This is a genomic window from Flavobacterium noncentrifugens, assembly GCF_900100375.1.
In the GTDB taxonomy this organism is placed as follows: domain Bacteria; phylum Bacteroidota; class Bacteroidia; order Flavobacteriales; family Flavobacteriaceae; genus Flavobacterium; species Flavobacterium noncentrifugens.
On sequence record NZ_FNEZ01000006.1, the window covers coordinates 27,682 to 48,523 of the forward strand.

Annotated in this window: 16 protein-coding genes; 6 read left to right on the top strand and 10 right to left on the bottom strand. The window is 41.8% G+C overall.

The features are described from left to right. Window position 1 precedes the first annotated feature (1 nt). The 8 genes from BLS32_RS15270 to BLS32_RS15305 form a co-directional block, all read right to left on the bottom strand. Window positions 2-1,123: a sensor protein KdpD gene (locus BLS32_RS15270; protein ID WP_091397827.1), complete on the bottom strand. Its 1,122-nt coding sequence runs from the start codon at window positions 1,121-1,123 to the stop codon at window positions 2-4. A 13-nt stretch (window positions 1,124-1,136) separates the two neighbouring features. Then, window positions 1,137-2,516 carry an outer membrane beta-barrel protein gene (locus tag BLS32_RS15275; RefSeq protein WP_091397829.1) on the bottom strand — a complete coding sequence of 460 codons (1,380 nt, stop codon included), beginning with the start codon at window positions 2,514-2,516 and terminating at the stop codon, window positions 1,137-1,139. 20 nt (window positions 2,517-2,536) lie between these two features. Next, window positions 2,537-3,088 carry a K(+)-transporting ATPase subunit C gene (locus BLS32_RS15280; RefSeq protein WP_091397832.1) on the bottom strand — a complete coding sequence of 184 codons (552 nt, stop codon included), beginning with the start codon at window positions 3,086-3,088 and terminating at the stop codon, window positions 2,537-2,539. 85 nt (window positions 3,089-3,173) lie between these two features. Next, a complete protein-coding gene (gene kdpB, locus BLS32_RS15285) occupies window positions 3,174-5,228 on the bottom strand; it encodes a potassium-transporting ATPase subunit KdpB (RefSeq protein ID WP_091397835.1) in 2,055 nt (684 codons plus the stop codon). A 6-nt stretch (window positions 5,229-5,234) separates the two neighbouring features. Next, window positions 5,235-6,956, bottom strand: a complete 1,722-nt coding sequence (gene kdpA / locus BLS32_RS15290; RefSeq protein ID WP_091398427.1) for a potassium-transporting ATPase subunit KdpA — start codon at window positions 6,954-6,956, stop codon at window positions 5,235-5,237. A gap of 4 nt (window positions 6,957-6,960) precedes the next feature. Continuing rightward, window positions 6,961-7,038: a K(+)-transporting ATPase subunit F gene (kdpF, locus tag BLS32_RS15295; RefSeq protein WP_091398430.1), complete on the bottom strand. Its 78-nt coding sequence runs from the start codon at window positions 7,036-7,038 to the stop codon at window positions 6,961-6,963. A 101-nt stretch (window positions 7,039-7,139) separates the two neighbouring features. Further along, on the bottom strand, window positions 7,140-7,421 hold the full coding sequence (locus tag BLS32_RS15300; RefSeq protein ID WP_091398434.1) for a DUF7674 family protein: 282 nt from the start codon (window positions 7,419-7,421) through the stop codon (window positions 7,140-7,142). A 161-nt stretch (window positions 7,422-7,582) separates the two neighbouring features. Then, window positions 7,583-8,923, bottom strand: coding sequence for a sigma-54-dependent transcriptional regulator (locus BLS32_RS15305; RefSeq protein WP_091397838.1), 1,341 nt, complete (start codon window positions 8,921-8,923; stop codon window positions 7,583-7,585). A 294-nt stretch (window positions 8,924-9,217) separates the two neighbouring features. Between BLS32_RS15305 and panB the strand changes: the two genes are divergently transcribed. The 6 genes from panB to ypfJ all read left to right on the top strand — a co-directional run bounded on the left by panB (window position 9,218) and on the right by ypfJ (window position 18,840). Beyond that, the gene (gene panB, locus BLS32_RS15315; RefSeq protein ID WP_091397844.1) at window positions 9,218-10,036 is read left to right on the top strand and encodes a 3-methyl-2-oxobutanoate hydroxymethyltransferase; all 819 of its coding nucleotides are present in this window, start codon (window positions 9,218-9,220) and stop codon (window positions 10,034-10,036) included. Window positions 10,037-10,119: 83 nt separating this feature from the next. After that, complete coding sequence (locus BLS32_RS15320) at window positions 10,120-10,809, top strand: RluA family pseudouridine synthase (protein WP_170227610.1); 690 nt, start codon at window positions 10,120-10,122, stop codon at window positions 10,807-10,809. 107 nt (window positions 10,810-10,916) lie between these two features. Next, complete coding sequence (locus BLS32_RS15325) at window positions 10,917-12,260, top strand: hypothetical protein (RefSeq protein WP_091397851.1); 1,344 nt, start codon at window positions 10,917-10,919, stop codon at window positions 12,258-12,260. 12 nt (window positions 12,261-12,272) lie between these two features. Then, window positions 12,273-13,601 (top strand): aldehyde dehydrogenase, encoded by a 1,329-nt coding sequence (locus BLS32_RS15330; RefSeq protein ID WP_091397855.1) that lies wholly within the window; start codon window positions 12,273-12,275, stop codon window positions 13,599-13,601. A 303-nt stretch (window positions 13,602-13,904) separates the two neighbouring features. Further along, complete coding sequence (locus BLS32_RS15335) at window positions 13,905-17,960, top strand: PAS domain S-box protein (protein ID WP_091397858.1); 4,056 nt, start codon at window positions 13,905-13,907, stop codon at window positions 17,958-17,960. A 25-nt stretch (window positions 17,961-17,985) separates the two neighbouring features. Continuing rightward, the gene (gene ypfJ / locus BLS32_RS15340; protein WP_091397862.1) at window positions 17,986-18,840 is read left to right on the top strand and encodes a KPN_02809 family neutral zinc metallopeptidase; all 855 of its coding nucleotides are present in this window, start codon (window positions 17,986-17,988) and stop codon (window positions 18,838-18,840) included. 161 nt (window positions 18,841-19,001) lie between these two features. Here the strand turns inward: ypfJ and BLS32_RS15345 are convergent, their stop codons facing one another. Both BLS32_RS15345 and BLS32_RS15350 read right to left on the bottom strand, forming a co-directional pair. Next, the gene (locus BLS32_RS15345) at window positions 19,002-20,051 is read right to left on the bottom strand and encodes an RluA family pseudouridine synthase (RefSeq protein WP_091397864.1); all 1,050 of its coding nucleotides are present in this window, start codon (window positions 20,049-20,051) and stop codon (window positions 19,002-19,004) included. Next, on the bottom strand, window positions 20,041-20,652 hold the full coding sequence (locus tag BLS32_RS15350) for a PASTA domain-containing protein (protein ID WP_091397866.1): 612 nt from the start codon (window positions 20,650-20,652) through the stop codon (window positions 20,041-20,043). Before BLS32_RS15350 ends, BLS32_RS15345 begins: the two co-directional genes overlap by 11 nt. Window positions 20,653-20,842 lie beyond the last annotated feature (190 nt).

Sequence of the window (20,842 nt, forward strand, 5' to 3'; positions counted from 1 at the left end):
TTCATGACAGAATTACAAGATCCGTATTTGACGATGAGAGGTTGTTTAGCAATTTATTAAAAATATTCGTTGACAAAATTACTTTAAATAAGTTCAGGTGCGGCTTTCCGATGCAAACGGTTGTAATTTGTTTTTGGGCGCAGATTTCGAGAATGCCGTCGGTAATATTCGAGCTTTGGATTTTGATGACTTCAGCACCGAGTTCTGTAGCCAATTTAAAATTATTGATCAGATGCCGTTGTTTGTCGAGTGCGATTTTGTCGCTGCTTTCCTTCGGAATTTCGACATACAAAACATACCATTTGCTGTTGTAATATCCGGCGAGCCGCGCTGTTTTCCGAATCACGATCTTTGCCGTTTTGTCATTGCTGCTGATGCACGCGAGCAGTTTTTCATGCCGAAGCGCGATGCTTTTCGGAACTTCATTTTCCACTTTCCGTACCACCTGGCTCGCCACTTCTTTCAAAGCAAGTTCACGCAATTGTAAAATCTGATCCGATTTAAAGAAATTATTCAGCGCCGTTGCAATTTTGTCGGAAGTATAAATCTTTCCTTCTTTGAGCCGCGCAATGAGTTCATCTGCCGTAAGGTCGATATTGACGACTTCATCGGCCAACCGTAAAACATTGTCCGGAATGCGTTCCTGAACATCGACATTCGTAATGCGTTTCACCGCTGCATTCAGGCTTTCAATGTGTTGGATGTTGACCGCCGAAATCACGTTGATCCCGGCGTCCAGGATTTCCAAAACGTCCTGCCAGCGCTTTTCGTTTTTGCTGCCTTCGATATTGGTATGTGCCAATTCATCGACAATTACCACTTCGGGCCGCAAATTAATGATCGCATTCAAATCCATTTCTTCAAGCTGCTTGCCTTTATAAAATAACGTACGCCGCGGTATAACCGGCAAATCCACGAGCAATTCGTGGGTTTCCTTGCGGTGGTGCGTTTCTATAAACCCGATCTTCACATCGATCCCATTTCGCAAAAGCGTATGCGCTTCCTGCAACATCCGATACGTTTTGCCTACACCGGCGCTCATCCCGATGTAGACTTTAAACTTTCCTTTGCGCGATTTCTGGATCAGGTCGAGGAACTGCTGAACGTGCTGTTCTTTATCCATAATTGTGTTGTTTTTATAACCTGAAATTCACGGCAACTGTAAATCGGTTTTCATTTTTCCTTAAATTGGCTGCCCAAGGCAATGTTGACGGCGCACCGTTTGTAAATCCGGTTGGCGATGTCGTTCCGCCAGATCCTGTAAAATAAGGAACCGATGCATTTCTGTAACCATATTCAAATCTGAAAGTCACGTAATCGCTTGGCATGATGTCAAATGTAGTGGTAAACTGAAACAAACGCAGTTTTTCATTATTGGCAATCGCCTCGTCGTAATTGTTCGGAATATCTCCTGTTGCAGCCGGTGTAAAAGCTAAATAAGGTGAAGTGTTCACACCGTTGACAACCGACTGGTTCGTTAAATAATCGCCGCGCAGCGTCACCGCCATTTTGTTTTTATTGAACCAGATTCTGTTGGCCAATGACGTTCCGAGCATAAAATTCTGTGATGCTTTTACCACGTCGTTTGCTTCGTCATTTTTCTGGAAACCATAATGCGAATTCAGGCTGAACGCCGCTTGCGAAATGCCTTTTGAGTTCGGGTTTTTATAATAACGCGCAACGATACTGTTGTCGTGGTGAAAGCGGATGCGGTTGGATTGGTTGCCAAATTCGTCCGGATTCTGTGTGTCTTTTCCGTAATAAAAATTGGCAACAAGTTGTAAATTTTCGTTCGGGCGGTAATAATTTGAATTTCCAACTCCGGGACCTTTGCTGTAACTGTTGTAGGTTTGCCAGCCGTTCAAAAGCCACAATTCAGTCTTAAATTTCGCCGATGGATACAATTGCACCCGCGCTCCTGAAAAATAAAAAGGCGTAAAATCGCACACCATGCTGCGCTGGTAACTCCAGTTTTCCTGCGTGATGTAACTTTCCAATCCGATGTAACTCATGAAAATCCCCATTTCAATGTTCAATCCGTGCATGACATCAAAATGATAACCGGCTGCGGCTTCACGAATGTATTTGAGGTTGTTGATGTTTGTATTTCGTCCGCGATACACCGATCCGTCAAGGTCATTTACGATAGAACCCATTTGGCCATATTGCAGCCAAATCCTTCCGATGATATTTTTGTAATTGGTCTCAATTCCGATGCTGGCAAGGTTCAGCGTGAATTCGTTGTGACGGCCAATGGTCGATGAATTCGTCTGGGTATTGTCGGTCGGCTTTGCAAAATTATAATTGTAATACGTATCGAGATACGCCACGCCGGTTAAAATCGTTTCACCTTCGCTGTCTTTTAGTGACAATGGAAAATTCTTTTGGCGGTTTTGTCCGTTGATCCAACTCAAGTCCATGCCGTCAAACGGAATTTTAGATTTGATTGAATCGGTTTGTGCGTTCATCGAAATGACACAGAAAAATAGCAAGAGTAAGGTGCTGAATAGTTTCATAAGAGTAATGGTAAATGTTGTTATTGTAATTTGTTTAAAGCAAGGTTGAGTTCGAGCACATTGACTTTTTCAGGCCCGAAAACCGATTTTTCAATGTGTTCCGAAACCAGTTTTTGAATTTTACTTTCATCGATTTTCCGAACAGCCGCAATGCGTTTGATTTGGATTTTTGCACCTTGAAAAGAAATGTCCGGATCGAGTCCGCTGCCCGAAGCCGTCACCATATCCGACGGAATTTCAGATTTTTTCAAATACGGATGTGCAATCAAAAAAGTATCAATGCGTTTCTGAATCAATGCTAAATATTCAGGATTTGAAGGTGCTTTATTGCTTCCCGCGCTTCCTGCTGCATTGTAATTTACTGCCGACGGCCTGCCCCAGAAATAATTCGACTGGTTGAACTCCTGTCCGATCCTGCGGTAACCTATAGTTTTGTCGTTGAGTACAATCGTTTCGCCTTTGCCATGGTTTGGTGCAAACTGCGCAATGCCGAATACCGCCAGCGGATAAATTCCGGCAAATAAAACGAGTGTCACAATCGTTAATTTAATCATTGGAAATATATTTTTCATAATTTGGATTTTTTAGTTGCTGAGTGCCTGAGAAACTGAGTACCTGAGTTTTCTGATGGCTCAGTTTCTCAACTGCTCAGTCACTTTACATGAATAAAGCGACAAGTAAATCGATTAGTTTGATCCCGATAAACGGCACAATCAATCCGCCAAGGCCATAGATCAAAAGGTTTCTTTTTAGGATCGCGCTGGCTCCGATGGGTTTGTAATCTACGCCGCGCAGCGCAAGCGGAATCAGGATCGGAATGATGATCGCATTGAAGATCACTGCCGATAAAATCGCGCTTTCCGGACTGTGCAAATGCATGATGTTTAAACCTTCAAGCGCAGGAATTGCGGTGATGAAAAGTGCCGGAACGATCGCAAAATATTTCGCCACATCATTTGCAATCGAAAATGTCGTCAGCGTGCCGCGTGTCATCAGCAGTTGTTTTCCGATTTCAACAATCTCAATCAATTTTGTAGGATCATTGTCTAAGTCGACCATGTTTCCGGCTTCTTTTGCAGCTTGTGTTCCGCTGTTCATTGCTACGCCAACATCGGCTTGGGCCAACGCCGGAGCGTCATTCGTGCCATCGCCCATCATCGCGACAAGCTTGCCCATTTGCTGCTCGTTTTTGATGTAATTCATTTTATCTTCGGGTTTGGCTTCGGCGATAAAATCATCGACACCGGCTTTTTCTGCGATAAATTTTGCTGTCAGCGGATTGTCGCCGGTGACCATTACTGTTTTAACACCCATTTTCCGCAAACGGTCAAAACGTTCTTTCATTCCGGTTTTGATGATGTCCTGCAATTCGATTACACCCTGGATTTGTCCGTTTTTTATTACGACCAAAGGTGTTCCGCCATTTGAAGAAATTTCGATGACTCTGTTCGCAGTATCTTGCGGATAAGCATTTCCGGCTTGTTGCGCGATATTTTTTGCCGCGTCCTGTGCGCCTTTCCTGATGTTTGTTCCGTCTTTTAAAATGACGCCGCTGGTTCGGGTTTCGGCGGTAAATTTGATCGTTTCTGAAATATCCGAAGCCAATGAAGTCAGCAATAATTTTCCCCCGTTTTCGTCGAGTTGTTCGCTGAGTTCGATGATGCTTTTGCCTTCTGGCGTGTCATCTGCAAGCGAACTCATCACCGCCGACCGTACAAAATCTGAAAAAGCAATGCCTTTTGTCGGATAAAAATTCGTGGCTTTCCGGTTTCCTATCGTAATTGTTCCGGTTTTATCCAACAACAACACATCAATATCTCCGGCAGTTTCGACCGCTTTTCCCGATTTGGTGATCACATTGGCACGCAGCGCACGGTCCATTCCCGCAATCCCGATCGCTGAAAGCAAACCGCCTATCGTTGTTGGGATCAAACAAACAAACAAAGAAATAAATGCCGCAATGGTAATAGGCGCGTTTGCGTAGTCAGCAAAAGGTTTTAAGGTCACGCAGACAATCACGAAAATGAGCGTAAAAGCGGCGAGTAATATGGTTAAAGCGATTTCGTTCGGTGTTTTCTGGCGGCTTGCCCCTTCAACCAATGCAATCATTTTGTCAAGGAAACTTTCTCCGGGTTCAGATGTTACGATGACTTTTATTTTATCAGAAAGTACTTTTGTCCCGCCCGTAACCGAGCTTTTATCGCCACCAGATTCCCGAATCACCGGAGCACTTTCTCCGGTAATGGCGCTTTCGTCGATTGTAGCCAAACCTTCTATAATTTCGCCGTCGGTTGCAATCAGATCGCCGCTTTCGCAGATGAAAATATCGCCTTTTTTTAACGCCGACGAACTGACGTTTTCAAAAGTACCATCAGATAAAACTTTTCTGGCTGGTGTTTCTTCGCGGGTTTTACGCAAACTGTCGGCCTGGGCTTTTCCGCGGGCTTCGGCGATCGCTTCAGCAAAATTGGCAAACAAAAGCGTGGCTAGTAAAATCAGGAACACGATAAAATTATAGGCGAAACTGCCTTGCTCTTGTGCGCCGAATAAAATGGCAATGCATACGACAAACATTATGGCAGTCCCTATTTCGACGGTAAACATGACCGGGTTTTTGAACATTACTTTCGGGTTCAGCTTGACAAAAGATTGCACAAGCGCTTCTTTCATCTGGCGTTTTTCGAACAATGAATTGGATTTATTTTGAGACATTTTAATTTATTTTAAGGTAAAATATTCGGCCAATGGGCCAAGTGCCAAAGCAGGAAAAAAGGACAAGGCAGCAATGATCGAGATAACTGCAAAAACCATCACGCCAAAAATCGTGGTATCGGTTTTTAAAGTTCCGGCACTTTCCGGGATGTATTTTTTATTGGCGAGTAATCCGGCTATAGCCAATGGGCCGATGATTGGGAGAAAACGCGCTAGCAGTAAAACGATTCCGGTCGAAATGTTCCAAAACGGATTGTTATCGGCCAGTCCTTCAAATCCGGAACCGTTGTTCGCAGCACTTGAAGTAAATTCGTATAGCATTTCAGAAAAACCATGATGTCCGGGATTGTTAAGCCAGTCTGTGGCATTTCCACTGAACCAAAAACCCATGTCGGTATCATGAGCGGCAAAATAAGAAGCCAATGCGGTTCCGGATAAAATTAAAAACGGATGCAGGATCGCAATAAATGCCGCAATCTTGACTTCCCGCGCTTCGATCTTTTTGCCGAGGAATTCCGGCGTTCTTCCGACCATCAAACCCGAAATAAAAACGGCGAGTATGATGAAGATATAGAAATTCAGAAAACCTACGCCGCAGCCGCCATAAAAGGCATTGACCATCATTCCAAGTAGTTGCATTGCGCCCGAAACCGGCATCGAACTGTCGTGCATGCTGTTGACTGAGCCGGTCGAAATGACCGTCGTTGCAATGCTCCAAAATCCGGAAACGGCTGGCCCAAAACGTACTTCTTTACCTTCCATCGCACCGGAAATCTGGGAAATTCCCATTTTCTCAATCGCCGGATTTCCGCTGGTTTCTGCGATCATCGTCGGAATCAGCAGCAATAAAAAACCTGCCGTCATCACGCCGAAAATGATAAAAGAAAATCTTCTTTTTTTTAGAAAGAAACCAATCGCAAAAATCATCGCAAACGGAATCAGTAGTTGTGCAATAAGTTCTACCGCATTGGTGAAATAAGTCGGGTTTTCCAACGGATGCGCCGAATTGGCTCCGAAAAATCCGCCGCCGTTCGTACCGATATGCTTGATTCCGATAAACGCCGCAGCAGGCCCGCGCGACACTTCAACCGTTTGTCCTTGTAATGTTGTGATCGAATCTTTGCCTTCAAAATTCATAGGCGTTCCACTAAAAACGAGAATGATCGCAACTATAGCGGAAAGCGGCAACAAAATACGCAAACAGCTTTTTACGAAATAATTGTAAAAATTCCCGAGTTTGTCAGTCGTGCGTTCCCGCATTGCAGTAAAAACGACAACAGCCGCGGCAATCCCGATTCCGGCAGAAACAAATTGCAGAAACATCAATACAAGTTGGGACAAATAAGACACGCCGGTTTCTCCGGAATAATGCTGCAAATCGCAGTTGACCAAAAATGAAATGGCAGTATTAAATGCCAGATCTGGCGACATAGATGGATTGTGATCCGGATTTAGCGGTAAAAATCCCTGTGCGAGCAGGACGAAAAATGCGAGGAAAAACCAAACCATGTTGAGTCCCAATAAGGTTTTTAAATGCTGTTTCCAGTTCATTTCCTTTTGGAAATCGATTCCCGATATTTTGAAAATGGCTTTTTCAATCGGATTGAAAACCGGATCGAGAAACGTTTTGCCACCCGAAAAAATCCGGGCAATATAACTTCCAAGCGGCAAGGCAAGCGCGATCGAAATGATAAAAATGACAATGACGCCAAGTATTTCTGTATTCATAATATTAAAATTTTTCAGGTTTGATGAGGACATAAACCAAATAGCCGAAAACGGCGAGCGCAACAATAAATAGTATAGCCATGATTTAAATTTTTTCGAAGAAATCGACGGTTTTGAAACAAATCGCAAACAGCAAAATGGCTACTCCGATTAAGATAATGGTAAGGATCATTTGAGTTTGAATTAAACGCCGGTAGCGTTGATTTGCCTGATGTATTCTGCCTTGAGCGTTTTTGGGAACAGGTTTAAAATGTTGCAGTGACGCAGTTCCATAAAAGACGAAACCGAAAAAACATACACATTTGAAATGGCAATTTTCGTTTCATTGCTTCCTGTTGCAAAAAGCCTTTCGGCCAACGCGAGGCATTTTTTTGCACGGATGATGTTTCCTGTAATAATCGCAGTTTTGGTGATTTCGGCAAAACGTTCTGCCTGGTTGTAGATGTTGTTGACCTGATTTTTCATAGGGTGATTTTTTATGTTTGCACCGCAGTTAGCGAAAGGTGTTCCGAAAACTGGCACGTACAAACAATGCTTTGAAAAACAGTTATTTAGGTCAAATCCATGATTTTTTTTCATAAAAAAAGCCTATCGTTTTGATAGGCTTTTATCGTTATGATACCATTTTAATGAATGTTGTATTCTTCGAGTTTGCGGTAAAGTGTTGCAATCCCAATTTCAAGCAGGCGCGCGGTTTCAGCTTTATTGCCTTTAGCATAATTAAAAACTTTTTGGATTTGGAGTTTTTCAGTACTTGCGAGTGAAAATGCCGACATGGATTTTGTAGTTTTTTCCGCCTGATGCTGGATTTCATAAGGCAATTCGTCAACCGTCAACCGATCTTCATTGGCCAGGATTACCGATCTTTCGATGATGTTTTTGAGTTCGCGCACATTTCCCGGCCAATGGTAAGTTTCGAGTTTTTCGACAAAAGCGGCGTCGACTGCCAAAGTTTTTTTATTAGTTTTTGCCGAAAATTGGCGTGTGAAATATGTAATCAAAGGTGCAATGTCTTTGACCCTTTCGCGCAATGGCGGCATGTTGATCCCGAAAATATTCAATCTAAAATACAGATCAGAACGAAAATGATGCGCTTCGCTTTCGGTTTTTAAATCGCGGTTTGTAGCGGCAATCAACCGGAAGTTTGACTTTTTTGGTGTCGTATCGCCTACGCGGATGTATTCGCTGGTTTCAAGCACGCGCAGCAACTTGGCCTGAAGTTCGAGCGGCATTTCGCCGATTTCGTCCAGAAATAATGTTCCGCCGTTGGCTTCTTCAATAAAACCTTTTTTGTCTTTTAAAGCGCCGGTGAACGCGCCCTGTTTATGCCCGAACAATTCGCTTTCGAGAATTTCCCGGCTGAATGTGCTGCAATTCAATGCAACAAAAGATTGCCCGGCGCGGTTGCTGTTTTCGTGGATCGCTTGGGCAAAAACTTCTTTTCCGGTTCCGGTTTCGCCGGTTAATAATACGGTTGAATCGGTTTTGGCGACTTTTCTTGCGAGGCTGATGGCTTGCTCGATGGCTTTGGATTTTCCGATGATGGTATCGAAAGAATATTTATCGGAAATGCGCTTTTCGAGTTGCTGTACCTTTTGCTGCAACTGCGTTTTTTCGAGCGCTTTATAAAGCAGCGGAATGATCTTGTCGTTGTCGTCGCCTTTGACGATATAATCAAAAGCACCATTTTTCATCGCCTGGATGCCGTCGGAGATTTTTCCGAAAGCTGTGAGTAAAATGACTTCGATGAATGGAAATTCAGCTTTGACTTTTTCGACAAATTCGACGCCATTTCCGTCGGGAAGCTTGACATCGCAGAGGATGACGTCAATATTATTTTGTCCGATCTTTTTGAAACCCGACTTTAAATCGGGTGCTTCAAAAGCTTCAAAACCTTCTGATTTGATGATGCGAACGAGCAATCCGCGGAGTTTTTCTTCGTCGTCGATGATAAGGATGTTTTTCAAAACGGGCTATTTTTGGGTACAAAATTACATTATTTTGTTTGGCTGTTGATGTAAAACGACAGGTTTCATTTTACGGTGGGTTCTGCGTTAGGGATGGAAGCGGCATCCTTTTGAGAAGCGTAGCGGAACAAAAGATACAGCGGACAGCCTGGCGCCGGCATGGAAGCTGTTTCGGTTTTGAGGGAACTTTCCTGCCGGGGAAACGCCTAAACCGAAAAAATATGTCAAAAAGATTGGTGATTTGACTTGCAGAAATAAAGCATTTAGTACTTTTACGTACCAAAAAAAACATTTATGTCGGTTGCGAAAAAAGATTACAAAAGGATTACGGTGAAATCACTGATCGAGATGAAAGCCAATGGCGAAAAGATCTCGATGCTCACGGCATACGATTTTACAATGGCGAAAATTGTGGATACGGCCGGAATTGACGTGATTCTTGTGGGCGATTCTGCTTCAAACGTCATGGCCGGGCATGAAACGACTTTGCCGATCACTTTAGACCAGATGATTTACCACGCGGCATCGGTGGTTCGTGCGGTAGAACGCGCTTTAGTCGTGGTTGATTTGCCTTTTGGAAGTTACCAATCGGATCCGAAAGAAGCGTTGCGCTCCTCGATCAGGATCATGAAAGAAAGTGGCGGACATGCTGTAAAAATGGAAGGCGGAAGCGAAATTAAAGATTCGATCAAAAAAATATTAAATGCCGGAATTCCTGTGATGGGGCATTTGGGCTTGACACCGCAATCGATCTATAAATTTGGGACTTACACCGTTCGTGCTAAAGAAGAAGCTGAAGCTGAGAAATTAATTGAAGACGCTAAATTGCTCGAAAGAATTGGCTGTTTTGCAGTTGTTCTTGAAAAAATCCCGGCACATTTGGCACAAAAAGTAGCCGAAAGCATTTCGATTCCCGTCATTGGAATTGGCGCTGGCGGCGGCGTTGACGGACAGGTTTTGGTGATTCACGACATGCTTGGGATGAACAATGAATTTAGTCCGCGTTTTCTGAGAAGGTATGCCAATTTATATGACACGATGACTTCGGCGATCGGGCAATATGTGACTGATGTGAAGTCGAAAGACTTTCCCAATGAGAAAGAACAGTATTAATTAATAATGCATAATTAACAATTAATAATTACTCGTATTGGCCATAACTTCTGTCAACTATTCATTGTTAATTATTAATTGACATGAAAACCATTTCTGATAAGAATAACCTGCAGGTGCTTCACGAAGACAACCACATTATCGTGGTCAACAAACGTGTGGGCGACATTGTTCAGGGCGATAAAACCGGCGATAAACCTTTGTCGGAAGTTGTTAAAGAATACATCAAGGATAAATACAACAAACCTGGGGAAGTTTTTTTGGGTGTGGTGCATCGGCTTGACCGGCCCACAACGGGAATTGTGGTTTTTGCGCGGACTTCCAAAGCATTGACACGGTTAAATGAGTTGTTTAAAAACAGGGAAACGCAAAAAACCTATTGGGCCGTTGTTAAAAACAAACCGACAAAATCTGAAGACAGACTCGTTCATTATCTGAAGAGAAATGAAAAAAACAATACTTCAAAAGCATATTTAAAAGAAGTTCCCGAAAGTAAGCTTGCGAGCCTTGATTATAAAATCATTAAGGAACTCAACAATTATTTTGCACTCGAAATTAATCTGCATACTGGTAGGCATCATCAAATCCGGGCGCAGCTTTCTGCCATTGGTTCACCCATAAAAGGCGATCTCAAATACGGCGCAGACCGCAGCAATCCTGACGGCGGCATTCATTTGCATGCACGGCAGCTCGTATTTATTCATCCGGTAAGCAAAGAGGAATTGAAAATCACCGCGCCGGTTCCTGAAGATGCGGTTTGGAAATCTGTATAATTGCCTTTTTTACTTCTTAAAGATTATTTTATTTTTACTTTTTTGTGGCTTCTTATAAAAAGTATCTAATATATCGGTATTTTTAACGTAAATTAAAATCTGCATCAATGAAAAAATTCCTGCTGCCCTTTTGCTCGTTGTTATTTTTACCTGCTTTAGCGCAGGAAGAATTCTCGGGAATATCGACCTCCAAACGCGTTGGGATTGTCAATGCTTTGAACAATCCTTCAGAACTGGCGAATCTAAAAAGCTATCTGGAACTTAATTTTTTCGGCATGAGCGTCAATGCGAGCAGCAACAAAATCGGCTTTAGCGATCTTATCGACGGCAATGATTTTGAAAAGCTTTTGTTTAGTGGAAACAGCCCGGCAAATTTTAAGCTCGATGCTTACATCATGGGGCCGGGAGCGGCAATAAAAGTTATGGATTGGGGATTTGCGATTACGACCGGAGCGAACATACAGGCGAATATCGTTGATGTCGATCCAAATCTGGGGCTTGCGGTAACGACTAACGATTTGCTTTATGCGACGGCGGTAACAGGCTCAAAAAACCAGCGTGTCAGTGCGACGACCTGGGGTGAAGTGGGTTTATCTGCGGCGAGAAAGATTTTTTCAAATGACAAACATCAATTAAACGGCGGACTTACAATAAAGTTATTGTTTCCCGGTTCGTATGTGAATTTTGGTGCAGGAGATTTTAGCGGAACCATCAATAATACGCTGGGCGATTTTGTATTGGACAATGCCAATGCCAATCTGAATATCGCTTATTCGGGTTCGCTTGCCAGCGATTTTACCAATACCAGCGATTACACCAAATCTTTATTTGGCGGTTTAAGCGGCCTCGCAACAGATTTCGGGATTGATTACCAAATGAAAAACGACGATGGCAGTTATAGGTTAAAAGTTGGTCTTGCCGTGAAAAACATCGGTACGATGACGTTCAGGTCAAATGACAACCACTCTACAAATTATACTTTGAGCATTCCGGATTACGCAGTTCCATCTGAAGGTTTAAACCTAAATCAGTTTAACGGTTCAGAAAGCATTAAAGACATTGAAAATGTATTGATTAGTAGTGGTTATCTAAACAAAACTTCCCCGGAAAAAACCGATTTCAAGATCAAACTTCCCACAACATTTAATGCTTACGCAGATGTAAATATTGTCCCTAAATTAAATGCAACCGTATATTTAAGGCAAAAAATAAACGACGACAATAAAAACGGTCAAATCACTTCTCAGAATGTTTTTTCAGTCACGCCGCGATTTACAATGGATTATTTTGAAGCGTATATGCCATTGTCATTCAATGAAATTTCAGGAACGACACTTGGCTTAGGATTTCGCGTTGGCGGGTTTTTCATCGGGTCAAATGCCGTCGTTACAGCACTTACCAGCGATAGCAGTCAGGCAGATGCTTATTTTGGATTCCGGACTTCGCTATAAAAACTATTGAGGATGAATTTTAAAACCGATATTGATTTCAGGAAACAATCACTCAACCGATTGCTCGACAGTATTTTATTACACGAGCAGGAAATCATCCAGGCATTATATGACGATTTTAAAAAATCTGAATTTGAAGCGGTCGTTACTGAAACAGGTTATGTCATTTCAGATCTAAAGCATACCATAAAAAATATCAAAAAATGGACGAAGCCGAAACGGGTTTTTCCTTCTTTACTGAATTTTCCGTCATCAGATTTCATTTATAGCGAACCTTACGGAAATGTATTGGTCATTGCACCGTGGAATTATCCTTTTCAGCTTGCGATGTGTCCGCTGATCGCTGCTGTGGCTGCCGGAAATTCGGTTGTTTTAAAACCCTCAGAATTAACTCCAAAAGTATCGGGCGTGATTGCTGAAATTATCCGTGAAAGTTTTGACCCAACACATGTGGAGGTTTTTTTAGGCGGTTCTGAAGTGTCAAAAAGATTGCTTGAAAGACGCTGGGATTATATCTTTTTTACAGGAAGTGTCGCTGTAGGTAAAATTGTTGCAAAAGCTGCAGCAGAACATCTTACGCCAGTTACATTGGAACTCGGAGGAAAAAATCCGTGTATTGTTGATGCGACTGCGAATCTGCCTATAACAGCAAAAAGAATCGTTTGGGGAAAATTCATCAATGCCGGCCAAACCTGCATTGCACCTGATTATATCCTGGTTCAGAACAAAGTAAAAAACAAACTTGTTTCCCTTCTGACGTCAGAAATTACTGCGGCTTATGGCGAAGATCCTGAATTGTCTCCAGATTTTCCACGCATTATTAACGCTAAAAACTGGAGCAGGCTTGCAGATATGATCGACCAAACCAAAGTTTTAACCGGAGGGAAAAGCAATCCAGAAAATTTATACCTGTCTCCTACTTTGATCAACGAACCCGATCTTCAGAGTGCTGTCATGCAGGAGGAGATTTTTGGGCCCATACTGCCAATCATTTCTTATGAAAACGAAAAAGAACTCGAAACTATTATTGCCAAATACGAAAAACCGTTGTCGCTTTACATTTTTTCAGACGATAAGTCTTTTGCGCGTCGAATCATTCGGGATTTCTCTTTTGGCGGTGGCTGCATTAACGATGCCGTGATTCATTTTGCAAATAAAAACCTGCCCTTTGGCGGCGTTGGCCATTCTGGAATTGGCGCTTATCACGGCAGAAGCAGTTTTGACCTGTTTTCCCATCAAAAAGCAATCGTCAGGAAAGCCAACTGGCTCGATTTGCCTTTTAGATATGCGCCATACAAAGATAAACTCAAGGCAATCAGGTTTTTCATGCGATGGATGTAAATATTTTAACTACTAAAGTTTATGTAGGTTTTTTCTCTATTACTAAAATATCAGAAATAATTTACTGAAGTATATATATGGCTTGGATTAATAAAAAAAAATACATTCATTTATACAAATAAAATTTCAAAATACTGATATTCAGAGTTTTAAAAAATAAATTTTCAGTATTTACCACACTTTAAGGCTATATTTTCCTTATAATGCCAATTGTCCGGGAGTTTCTTTCAACAAATTCTGAGAAAATAAGTGGCTGTAAAACTAAATTTTATATTTTTATAATGTCTCAAGCCAATAAAATCAATGCCTCCAAGCTACAAAATATTCACATCTGTACTGATCAGCCTGTTTGTAGTGTCTGAAACACATGCTTCGGGATTGTTTGGGCAAACGGCAATTCGGGCTGGAATTGAAACACAGCCATTCTATTTTCATCCCTGGTTTTTAATAGCATTGTTGCTCATTACCGGAATTTTATTTTATGCGCTGTTTACCCGAAAATCAAAATACAATAAAAATTTAGTACGCAATTATTCTGAAATCAACACAACAGCCGATCAATACCAGTTGTATCTGTTGTTTTTAGGGATTGTCTTTTTCATTACAGAAGTTTTCCTGGAACTGTTTAAAGTCCGCGTAAAAACCGAATTGCTCGCCAATACCGTTTTCAGTTTGGTATTGCTTGCCTTGTATTTTATCAGCAAGAAAATTAAAACAATCAAGGACAACATCCAGAAGATTTTCCTAGCGCTTTTCCTTCTTTACATCTTTTATTCGCTTTACAAGATCACCTTCCTGCCATTTGAGATCATTACATTAACAGAATTGATCCTGGCGTTTTTCTTTTCATACAACACGTTCAAAAACATCAGGCAATACCTGTTTTTCATCGGATCGATGTTTGCAGTAGTGACCTGGCTGCTTGTGGACGAAAGGCTTGATTCGGCAATCATTGGTATCATGTACAATGCCTTGATCATCATCTCGGTATTTCATTACACCAAACACATCGGGTTGCTGAATGCCCAGGACAAGTTTTTATTTGCCAATGAAATCGTAAACAAGGGAAATTCACTCACCATTGTCACCAACAAAAAAGGGGAAGTGTCCTTTTGCAGCGACACCATCACGCCCATTTTAGGATATTCCCCACAGGAAGCCATGGGCATGGGATTCTGGAAAATTACCGAAGACCCCGAATTCATAGGAGAAGCTTATCATGATAATTTTATTGACGAAAGACTGCACATCAGAAAGCTCAAATGCAAGAACGGCGAATACAAATACATTCAGTGGAAAGACAAAAAGTACACCGAAGATATGACTATTGGCATTGGCCAGGATGTAACAGAACAGGTTTTGATGCAGGATCAATACAAAAACCTCGTGCAATCGGCGACCGATATCATTTTGGAAACCGATGTCGAAGGAAACCTGACTTTCATCAACGAATTTACAGAAAAAACACTTGGTTACCGCCTGAAATCTGTGCTGGGAATGCATTACACCGAATTCATCCGCGATGATTTTAAAGAGCCTGTCCTGTCCTTTTTCGACAGCCTTGATTATTACATCACCAATCATGAAACGCTGGATATTCCAATCTACAATAAAAACGGCGAACTCATCTGGATCTCGCAAAAAGTAAATGCGCGGAGAAATAACAATGGTGAGGTGATCGGATATTCATCGATAGCACGTGACATTACCGCAATAAAAATCCTTGAGACCGAAAGGGCAAACCGCCAGGAAAAAACCCAGCATTACAATGAAACTTTAAAGATTTTTGCGGAAACAACCTACTCCAACCAGGAAGATTTTGAAAATATCCTGAAAAACATCCTTGAAACAGCAACGAAAACCCTGGGCGTAAACCGGTCGAGTTACTGGAATTATTATCCGGATAAAATCCGCTGCCGCAATATGTTTGACATTGGCCGGAATAAATTTGAGAAAAATTTTACGCTCTCGAAAGCCGCTTATCCAAAATATTTCGATACGATCGAAAATGAAATGCAGGTTGTGGCTTCAGATGTTTATTCAAATCCGATTACGGCAGAATTGTGCACAGATTACATCCCGAAGAATAAAATCCTTTCTCTACTCGATACGCCGATTTTCATGAATGGCGAACTCAAAGGAATTATTTGCTTCGAAACTACATCCGAAATTAAAATCTGGGATACGGAAGACATAAATTTTGCACGTTCGGTTTCCGACCTGATTATCATCGCTTTAGAATCACAGCTCAGGCTTGAAGCCGAAAACACATTGGCCTATAAAAGCGAACTGCTATCGGCGATGTCACAGTGTACCGAAAAATTTCTGAACAGCAAAAACATCGATGACGTATTTGCCGATGTGCTGATTATCATCGGGAATGCAACAAAATCAAGCCGCGCCTATTATTACGAAAATGACCTCGAAACCAATCTGATCAGCCAGAAGCACCGTTGGCTGACCAACAATACGGCGCTGACAGCAAACAACGAAAAGCTTCAAAATTTACCCCACAGTTTTTTTGAGGAATTGATCGATCCATTGCTGAACAACAAGATCTTCGTAGCGCATACGCGGAAAATTAAAAATGAATCGCTTAAAGCCAAACTGCAGCAATTGGAAGTGGTATCGATCATCTTGTTCCCGATTTTCGTAAAAAATAAATTCCACGGATTTTTGGGTTTTGACGATATCTACAAAGAACGCATTTGGACCGATGATGAAATTAAGATCCTTTTCAATCTTGCCACAAATGTCTCCCTGACGATCGAGAAAATCTACAGCGAGCAAAGCATTCAGGAAAGCGAAGAGAAATTCAGGCTTTTGGCCAATAACATTCCGGGAACGGTTTATTTGTCTAAAAATGACCCGAATTGGACGAAAATTTACCTCAATGACGAGATCGAAAAACTGACCGGTTATCCAAAATCGGATTTCCTCGAAAACAAAAGGCATTTTATCGACCTGATTTTTACCGAAGACAAGGAGCGGACTTTGCAGGAAGACAATGATGCCATACAAAGCGGCAAGCCGATTCATTCGATTTATCGCATCAAACGAAAAGATGGCGAAACGGTTTGGGTTGAAGAATTTGGTGAACCGATTTACAAAGATGGCGAAATTGCTTTCATCGAAGGGATTTTTATCGACATTACCGAGAGAAAACTAAATGAAACTGCCGTAAAAGAAAAGGAAATCGCAGAAGCGGCCAACAAAGCAAAATCAGAATTCCTGGCAAATATGAGCCACGAAATCCGTACACCATTAAACGGAATCATTGGTTTTACCGATTTATTGGCCAATACCAAACTCGAGGATTTTCAAAAACAGTACATGAATACGGTAAACCAATCGGCAAAATTGCTCATGGAAGTCATCAGCAACATTCTTGATTTCTCTAAAATCGAATCGGGAAAACTCGAACTCAATATTGAAAAGCACAATTTAACCGATCTTGCAAGCCAGGTTATTGGATTGGTCGCGTATGAATCCAATGCTAAAAAAATCAACCTGATCCTGAACATCAGCCCCGAATTGCCAAAAATGATCTACGCCGATTACATCAGGCTCAAGCAAATCCTGATCAATCTGTTAAGTAACGCGATTAAATTTACAGAAAAAGGAATCATTGAACTTAGCATCAGCCTCATTGAAAGCCACGATGGAAAATCAACAATCCGCTTTGCCGTAAAAGACACCGGCATCGGAATCCGGAAAGCCAATCAGGAAAAGATCTTCGAGGCTTTTTCACAGGAAGATACATATACGACGAAAAAATTCGGAGGAACTGGGCTCGGACTCACGATTTCCAACAAATTACTGAATTTAATGGACAGTAAATTGCAGCTCAAAAGTGATTATGGCGAAGGCAGCGCGTTTTTCTTCGAAGTCACATTCAAAACTTCAGATGAAGCCGGGTTTACAGAAAAAATCCTGATCCAACAAGATCCGATCATCATTTTTACAGAACAAGAAAAAGAAGAAACGTCAGGAAAAAACTTCAAAGTATTGTTAGTAGAAGACAATAAAATCAACATGCTGCTCGCGAAAACGCTTATCAGGCAGATTATTCCGAATTGCCACATTACTGAGGCTTATGATGGAAAAGAAGGCGTTCAGAAATTCATAGAAACCAATCCGGATATGATTTTCATGGACATCCAAATGCCGGTCATGAACGGTTATGAGGCTTCAGTTGAAATCAGGAAAATCCAGAAAAAACACATTCCGATCATTGCGCTTACCGCAGGTACAGTCATTGGCGAAAGGGAAAAATGCCTTGAAGCCGGAATGGACGATTACGCTTCAAAACCAATTATCAAAGAAACACTCGAAAAAATAATCCACAACTGGATTTAAATTACAAACTCAAAAACTCAAAATTATGAAATGGTTCGGCAGAAGAGAAAGTGATAACATGGAAGACCGCAGGTCGATTTCAGGCGGAAAAGTTGCGCTGGGCGGCGGTGCAATCGGAATTGTAATCCTATTGATCAATATGTTTATGGGAGGCGATTCGTCGCAATTGCTGAATCAGGTGCAACAACAAATGCAGCAAGGCCAGCAAACCGAAGCAGTACCTTTAAGCAAAGAAGATGAAGAAATGGGCAAATTCGTTCGCGTTGTCCTTGCCGATACCGAAGATGTCTGGCACAAAATATTCCAGGAAAACGGTTTGCAATATGAAGAACCCAAATTGGTTTTATTCAGAGGTTCTGTAGAGACAGCCTGCGGCGGCGCAAGTGCTGCTTCAGGCCCATTCTACTGTCCGGGCGATCATAAAGTATACATGGATTTGGCTTTTTTCGATGAACTCAAAACGCGTTTTGGTGCCGAAGGTGGCGATTTTGCTATTGCGTATGTGATCGCGCATGAAGTCGGACATCACGTACAAACCTTGCTCGGAACATCTGCAAAAATGCGCGAACAGCAGCAAGGATTAAGCGAGCGCGATGCCAACAAATTATCTGTAGCTTTAGAGTTGCAAGCCGATTTCTACGCCGGATTGTGGGCACATTACAACGAAGAAAAAAACCACGTCCTTGAGCCCGGAGATATCGAAGAAGCGCTAAGTGCCGCAAATGCTGTTGGCGACGATGCCATTCAGAAAAAAATGCAAGGGCAGGTTGTTCCCGATTCTTTTACACATGGAAGTTCAGAACAGCGTATGTATTGGTTTAACCGCGGATTCAAATCAGGTGATTTTAAACAGGGAGATACTTTTGCGGAGGTGAATTAAGTCGAAAGTCAAAAAGTTGAAAGTCTAAATTTTTCACTTTTGCGTTAAATTACGAAATCAACAAAAGGCAAATTATTATAAATAAAAAGGCATGAGTTAAAACACTTATGCCTTTTATTATTTTCTTGTACGTTTTTTGACTTTCGACGTTCGACCAAAAATTAATCTTCTTCCTCTTCTTCCGCAGCATTCGATTTGGAATAGCCGCGCCATTTCTCAATAATGTCTTTCATATCCTGCGGCAATTCGGTATCAAAACGCATCATTTCGCCAGTCGTTGGATGAACGAATCCCAATGTTTTTGCGTGAAGCGCTTGTCTTGGCAATACTTTAAAACAGTTTTCGATAAATTGTTTGTATTTTGTAAACGTCGTTCCTTTCAAAATCAGGTCACCGCCATAACGCGAATCGTTGAACAAAGTGTGTCCGATATGTTTCATGTGCACGCGGATCTGGTGCGTTCTTCCGGTTTCCAAAATACATGAAACCAAAGTTACATATCCAAAACGCTCCAATACTTTATAATGTGTGATCGCCGGTTTTCCAATTTCAGGATCGGCAAAGACAGCCATTTGCATGCGGTCTTTTACGTGTCTTGCAATGTTGCCTTCGATCGTTCCTTCGTCTTCTTTGACATTTCCCCAAACGAGAGCAACATATTCTCTTTCAGAAGTTTTTTGTTCAAATTGCTTGGCCAGATGCGTCATGGCCGCTTCGGTTTTTGCAATCACCAAAAGCCCCGAAGTGTCTTTATCGATCCTGTGCACCAATCCCGGACGCTCACTGCTGTTCATCGGAAGGTTTTCAAAATGATACGCTAAAGCATTGACTAAAGTTCCCGTATAATTTCCGTGTCCGGGATGCACCACCAATCCCGGCGGCTTGTTAATGAGCAACAAAGCATCGTCTTCATACACAATATCAAGCGGAATATTCTCGGGATCTACGCGGTTTTCAAACGGCGGATGCGACAACAACAGCCGCACAACATCCATCGGTTTAACCTTGTAATTCGATTTTACCGGAACATCATTCACATAGATATCGCCATTTGTAGCAGCAGCCTGGATTTTATTGCGTGAAGCATTCGGCAGTAAACCCATCAAAAATTTATCAATCCGCAACGGCGACTGGCCATTGGTAACATCAAACCTCAAATGCTCATACAATTCGTCTTCGGGCAATTCCTGGTTTTCTTCGTTATTGTTCATCTTTTGGGGTTTCAGTTTTTTTAATCGTATCCATTTCAGCTTCATCAAAACCCACTTTTCCGTCACCCAGAACAAGGTCGATTTTTGAAGATTTGAATACTTTATCGCCCGGATTCAGTTTCTTTCCGTTAAAGCGCATTTCAAGCACCATATCTTTTCCAAGATAGGGTTTGTAGGTAATCGTGCCTTCTTCCAAACCTAAAGATTTCAATGTTGGAACAGCCTGGCGGTATGTTTTTTCAACCAAATTCGGAATCCTCACGGTCGTAAACCCAGACGAATTGATCTTAATATAAATTTTTCTTCCTTCTTTTACTTTTGCGCCTGCAACCGGATCCTGTTCGACCACGCTGTGCTTCGGATACCCTTTTCTAAAATCAACGCTGTCCAGCAAAACATATTCTAAATTTAGGTCATCAAGCTTCTCCTCAACCTGCAATTCGCTCAGTTTGCTCAAATTGGGCACCGTGATTTCTTCACCGTGATCGGTTGTAAAAGTCAGCCAATGCATAAACAAATAACCCAAAACGCCAACAATCACAGCGGCAATCAAAAGCTGGATTACAAAAACCCGGCTCGTAAGAAAATTACGTAAACTCATAAACAAATTATTTCCACAAAGATATAATTTCCTTTCAACAAAAAATGATATTTTTGTTAGGCGTTTATGAGAAGCTATTTCCCGCTATCCGTTGCAATCTTTTGCTTTTTAAAGAAAAAATCAAAAGGATTTCCACTGCTATCTGGGCTAAAAATGTTCCCGTTCCAAAACCATAATTTCAATTAAATTT

Excerpts from the sequence above, each read along its gene's own strand:
- panB (WP_091397844.1), top strand. The coding sequence starts at position 9,218 with ATGTCGGTTGCGAAAAAAGATTACAAAAGGATTACGGTGAAATCACTG.
- kdpA (WP_091398427.1), bottom strand. The coding sequence starts at position 6,956 with ATGAATACAGAAATACTTGGCGTCATTGTCATTTTTATCATTTCGATC.
- BLS32_RS15335 (WP_091397858.1), top strand. The coding sequence starts at position 13,905 with ATGCCTCCAAGCTACAAAATATTCACATCTGTACTGATCAGCCTGTTT.
- BLS32_RS15280 (WP_091397832.1), bottom strand. The coding sequence starts at position 3,088 with ATGAAAAATATATTTCCAATGATTAAATTAACGATTGTGACACTCGTT.
- BLS32_RS15275 (WP_091397829.1), bottom strand. The coding sequence starts at position 2,516 with ATGAAACTATTCAGCACCTTACTCTTGCTATTTTTCTGTGTCATTTCG.
- BLS32_RS15330 (WP_091397855.1), top strand. The coding sequence starts at position 12,273 with ATGAATTTTAAAACCGATATTGATTTCAGGAAACAATCACTCAACCGA.
- kdpF (WP_091398430.1), bottom strand. The coding sequence starts at position 7,038 with ATGGCTATACTATTTATTGTTGCGCTCGCCGTTTTCGGCTATTTGGTT.
- BLS32_RS15350 (WP_091397866.1), bottom strand. The coding sequence starts at position 20,652 with ATGAGTTTACGTAATTTTCTTACGAGCCGGGTTTTTGTAATCCAGCTT.
- BLS32_RS15300 (WP_091398434.1), bottom strand. The coding sequence starts at position 7,421 with ATGAAAAATCAGGTCAACAACATCTACAACCAGGCAGAACGTTTTGCC.
- ypfJ (WP_091397862.1), top strand. The coding sequence starts at position 17,986 with ATGAAATGGTTCGGCAGAAGAGAAAGTGATAACATGGAAGACCGCAGG.
- BLS32_RS15325 (WP_091397851.1), top strand. The coding sequence starts at position 10,917 with ATGAAAAAATTCCTGCTGCCCTTTTGCTCGTTGTTATTTTTACCTGCT.
- BLS32_RS15345 (WP_091397864.1), bottom strand. The coding sequence starts at position 20,051 with ATGAACAATAACGAAGAAAACCAGGAATTGCCCGAAGACGAATTGTAT.
- BLS32_RS15320 (WP_170227610.1), top strand. The coding sequence starts at position 10,120 with ATGAAAACCATTTCTGATAAGAATAACCTGCAGGTGCTTCACGAAGAC.
- kdpB (WP_091397835.1), bottom strand. The coding sequence starts at position 5,228 with ATGTCTCAAAATAAATCCAATTCATTGTTCGAAAAACGCCAGATGAAA.
- BLS32_RS15270 (WP_091397827.1), bottom strand. The coding sequence starts at position 1,123 with ATGGATAAAGAACAGCACGTTCAGCAGTTCCTCGACCTGATCCAGAAA.